The sequence below is a fragment of the Deltaproteobacteria bacterium genome (genome assembly GCA_011375175.1).
Classification (GTDB): domain Bacteria; phylum Desulfobacterota; class GWC2-55-46; order GWC2-55-46; family DRME01; genus DRME01.
In genome coordinates, this window is sequence record DRME01000017.1 from 1 (window position 1) to 4,403 (window position 4,403).

Sequence of the window (4,403 nt, forward strand, 5' to 3'; positions counted from 1 at the left end):
AGAAGGGCCATAGGCCCACGTTTCCCCCAGACCCCCTTCAAAGACTTTCAATACGAGTTGGTTTCCCCCTGTTTTGCCAGGCAAAACAGGGGGAAACCAACTCGCATTAAAAGTTTTTGGAGGGAGTCTGAGGGAACCGTGGGTCAGTGACCCTTTTACAAAAAGGTTCCCTCAGAGCAATAAATCAGGGTTTCCTTAAACGGCGCTCCGGTGCGTGTCGAGGAGCGGCGCACGGGGCAGAGACACAAAAAGTCGGGAGGAGGTTTTGGGAAATGAAAAGACTGCGTAACGAGAGTGGCTTTACGCTGGTGGAGCTCGCCATCGTGCTCGTCATAATCGGGCTGATCCTCGGCGTGGTGCTCAAGGGCCAGGAGATGATAAACAACGCGAGCATAAAGAGGGCCTACAACCTGCAGCGCGAGATCGTCGCCGCCGTCTACACCTACTTCGACAGGTACGGCAAGTACCCCGGCGACGACAACACGGCCCAGTCGCGGTGGTCCGGCGTGACCAACGGCAACGACAACGGCCAGATAAACGGTTTCTCCGTTGCCTGCGCCACCGGCACCACCACCGAGACCTGTCAGGCCTGGCGGCACATGCGAAACGCCAACCTCATCACCGGCGCGGCCACGTCGGCCGAAAACCCGGGCAATCCCTACGGCGGTGTTGTCGGCATAGGCTACGTGACCGTCCAGGGTGTGTCGGCCCACTGGGTTGGGCTGAGCGACGTGCCATACGACGCCTGCCAGGTCATTGACCGCCAGTACGACGACGGCGTTTACAACACGGGGGCCATAAGGGGTTCGGGCAACTACGACACGGCGACCTCCGGCGTCTTCACCCTCTACTTCAGGCTCTGAGGCGGCGTCCCCCGAAGGGGGGGCCTTGTTTGCGCCCTCTGCCGATGTCTCGTCTCGGCCCGCCGCGTCCGCAGTGTCGTGGCGGGGCCGGGGCAGACCACCGCCCCCGGGGGCCGCAGGGCGGGGAGATCGCGTGTTGCGCTGGGTGGGTCTTCTTCTCATATCGACGGGCTACTACCTCATGTGGAGCCTCTCGCCCGACTCCGAGCTCCGGGAGATCGTCTATTATACAAAGCTCTCCATAGTGCTGACACTCGCCGGCGGGGCGTTCTTTGCGATCGACATGTACAGGCGCGCCTGAACGCGGCCGCGGGGGCGCTTATCGCATCGCCATGGCTTGGAATAAGGAACAAAGGGGTTTCACGCTCGTAGAGATCGCCGTCATCCTCGTGGTCATCGGCATACTGGTGAGCATGGGCGCCGGCATGATGGCCATGCTCACGAAGAGGGCCAAGCGTAACGAGACCAAGGCCATGGTCGACTCGGCCGTGGAGGCCGTCGTGGGATTCGGCGCTTCGAGCGGGAGGCTTCCCACGACCGCCGAGTTCCCGGGCCTCGTGTCGTCGGTGCGTGACGCCTGGGCCAAGACACTCCTCTACGTGCCGGACACGAACATGACCGCCACGGCCACTGGAGGCATATGCGGCAGGAAGACCACGTCGCTTACGGTGCGGACCTGTCCCGACGCGGCCTGCGCCTCGCCGTCGAGCACGGTGTCGGACGTGGCGCTGCTCGTCATCAGCGGCGGCGGCAACTACAACATCCAGACGTCCGGCTCCTCCACGATCAACGTCTACGACTACGGGGTGACCGGCGTGGACGACTACACTTCCGACATGAACAGGGCCGAGGAGTATGACGACATCGTGCGCTGGCTCACGCTCAACGAAGTGCGGATAAAGGCGGGATGCACGGGAGCGCAGCTCAGGGTGGTCAACACCGAACTTCCCGCCGGTACGGTGAGCAGCACCTACTCGGCCAGCATATACGCCGACGGCGGTGTGCCCTTCACCGCCGGCGGCAGCTACAGGTGGTGCATCGAGAACGCAAGCGGCACGCTGCCGGCGTGGATATCGAGGACGCCGGCCTCTACACCGGTGAGCACCAACTGTCAGGGTGTGGCCGAGACACTGTGGGGCCAGGGCAACACCCTCACCCTGTCGGGCACGCCGACGGCTGCTGGCACTACGAGCATCATAGTGTTCACCAGGGACAACAACGACACCGGCGGGGCGAACGACAACATTGCGCGCAGGGCCTTCGTCCTGACCATAAGTTGACGGCCCGCCGTCGGAGGGGGCGGTTGAGGTGGCCCGGACCGTTGTAGTAAGCCTTGAAGACGACCGCGCCACGGTGCTCTACGGCTCGTACAAGCGGGGCCGCGTGAGCATCGACGACGCGCTCAGGCTCGGTGAAGACGGCCTCGACGACTTTCTCGCCAAGGAGAAGACCAGAGAGTTCGTCGTCGTCAAACACTTCAGGGAGTCTCACCAGGATACCGTCGTGGTGCCCAACCTCAGGGGAGGGTACCTGCGCAGGGTCGTGGCCTCCGAGGCGGCGAGGATATCGCCGTACCCGCGCCACTGCTTCACCTTCATAGCCGGCGAGCCCTATATGTCGGGAGAGAGGAAGGTGCGCGACGTCTTCCTCTATATCGTCGACGCCGCCGAGGCCGAGGAGACGATAACCCGTTTCGCCGCCCGCAACAAGGTCGTCAGGGCGCTCATCCCCGACGCCCTCGCCGTGGCCTCGCTCATGCGCTCCGCCCTGCCGGCCTCCTCGACTCTCTGCGTCTTCGGCTCCGGCGTGGAAAAGGGGCTCTTGTTCGTGGACGAGGGCAGGCTCCGGTTCGTCAGGTTCATCCAGTCCCACGGCGAGGGGCTCGACGACTTCGACGTGGCCAACATCAACATAACGATAAACTACTGCCGCCAGAAGCTCAAGGCCTCTCCATCGGCGCTCATGCTGGTGGGCGAGGTGGGCCGCAACTACAGCGCCGAGACGCAGCCCCTCGTAGCCGCCGCCTGCATGCTCCCCGTCCACGCCGCGCCGGGAGCGCAGGACGCCTATCTGGACCTGGCTGTGCCGCTTTCGGCCTTCTTCGCGGAAAGGGACCTCGACGTCTCTCCGCCCGAGTACGAGAGGATACTCTGGACGCGCAGGTTCCTGCGCTCCTCGGCCGTGCTATGGGCCGGCATGGCGGTGGTCTGCGCCATCTACGCGGCCTTCATGTTCCAGCGCCTGAGCTGGCTCAACGAACGGCTCGACGAGCTGCGCGCCGAGCTGCGCGACATCGACGCCGTCATGGCCTCCTACGAAGAGACGAAGGCTCGGTTCGAGGGCTACAGGGCCTTTGTGGAGCTCTTCAACAGCGGGGTGTCGGAGGCCGACGTGGCGTCGTTTCTCGCCGTCCTCTCGGAGGTGACGCCGCGGAGCATCGACCTCGCCTCCTATTCGCTGGAGATGACGGCCGAGGGCCTGAAGGCGAGGCTCGACGGCAGGATAAAGGGCAGGAAGTTCGTCAGCCTCGAGGTCTACTACCGGGACTTCATCGAGGCCATCGAGTCGAGGGACGCCATGGAGGTCCGCTCAAGCCGTCTCGAGCTCTCCGACAGGAGCTTCGTCATGGAGGTCTTGTACCGGTGAACGTCCGTTATCTCCTCAGGGGGGCCGTGCGCAGCTACATGGCCGTGGGCGTCGTCTTCTCGCTGCTGCTCTTCGCGGCGGTCTTCGTGTACGGCTACGAGCGGGGACTGAGGGAGTCCATCGGGAGGTTCGAGGCGCTCAGGGCCAAGGCCGAGCGCGTGCGGGGGGCGACCGCCTCGATGGTCTCGGTCATGGAGCGCATAAAGGGAATGCTGCCCGACGACTACGACGGGCGCACCCACAGGGAGCTCATGCTCCTTACGCTCGACGCCGTCAACGAGAGGATAAGGGGCAGGGTATCGGTGGCCAACTTCGTCGAGGAGTCGGGGGAGATCCGCCTGCCGGTCCACATGGAGATACCGGTGAAGAGGTACTCGACCTTCGTGAGCCACCTGGCATACATACAGTCCAGGGGGCTCCCCCGCTTCAGGATCGAGAGTGTGGCGGTGACGAGGATGGACGTGTGGCCCTGGCTCGTCGCGAAGATCGACGGCGCAATCGTCCTGCCGTCGACGAGGCTCGGAGAGGCGCCTGAGACGTCGGTGCCGGTCGTTGGGGGAAGCTGATGGAGCGGCGCATCAAGTTTTTCACCGCCCTTCCCCTGGTGATGCTCGCCGTCTCGATCCTGGCGGCGACCACCATCAGGTTCGAGACGGGGCTTACTCCCATAGAGCGGGCGCTTCTGGCCCTCGAGCCCGAACGGGTCGAGCTTGCGGGGCCCAGGCCCGTAAGGGTCGTCCGGCGTGTGTCAAGTCCCATAAGAAAGATAGTGAAGAGGGTTGCGCCCGCGCCAGCCGGGCGGAAGGCCGTAAAGGCCCCGGAGGTCCCGGACCGGGAGGCCGGGCAGGAGCGGGCGGCGGCCGGGCCCCCGGCGCCTGCGGCGCCTGAGGTCCG

The 4,403-nt window shown here is 64.5% G+C and carries 5 protein-coding genes; all 5 read left to right on the top strand.

Going from position 1 to position 4,403, the window contains the following annotated elements:
* Positions 1-272: 272 nt before the first annotated feature.
* Entirely contained in the window at positions 273-863 is a 591-nt protein-coding gene (locus ENJ37_01200; protein ID HHL39100.1) for a type II secretion system protein, read from the top strand.
* Positions 864-1,195: 332 nt separating this feature from the next.
* Positions 1,196-2,143 carry a prepilin-type N-terminal cleavage/methylation domain-containing protein gene (locus ENJ37_01205; protein ID HHL39101.1) on the top strand — a complete coding sequence of 316 codons (948 nt, stop codon included), beginning with the start codon at positions 1,196-1,198 and terminating at the stop codon, positions 2,141-2,143.
* 28 nt (positions 2,144-2,171) lie between these two features.
* On the top strand, positions 2,172-3,509 hold the full coding sequence (locus ENJ37_01210; protein HHL39102.1) for a hypothetical protein: 1,338 nt from the start codon (positions 2,172-2,174) through the stop codon (positions 3,507-3,509).
* The gene (locus ENJ37_01215; GenBank protein ID HHL39103.1) at positions 3,506-4,075 is read left to right on the top strand and encodes a hypothetical protein; all 570 of its coding nucleotides are present in this window, start codon (positions 3,506-3,508) and stop codon (positions 4,073-4,075) included. Before ENJ37_01210 ends, ENJ37_01215 begins: the two co-directional genes overlap by 4 nt.
* Positions 4,075-4,403, top strand: a 329-nt coding sequence (locus ENJ37_01220; GenBank protein ID HHL39104.1) for a hypothetical protein, incomplete at its 3' end; no start/stop codon positions are given. The genes ENJ37_01215 and ENJ37_01220, both read left to right, overlap by 1 nt.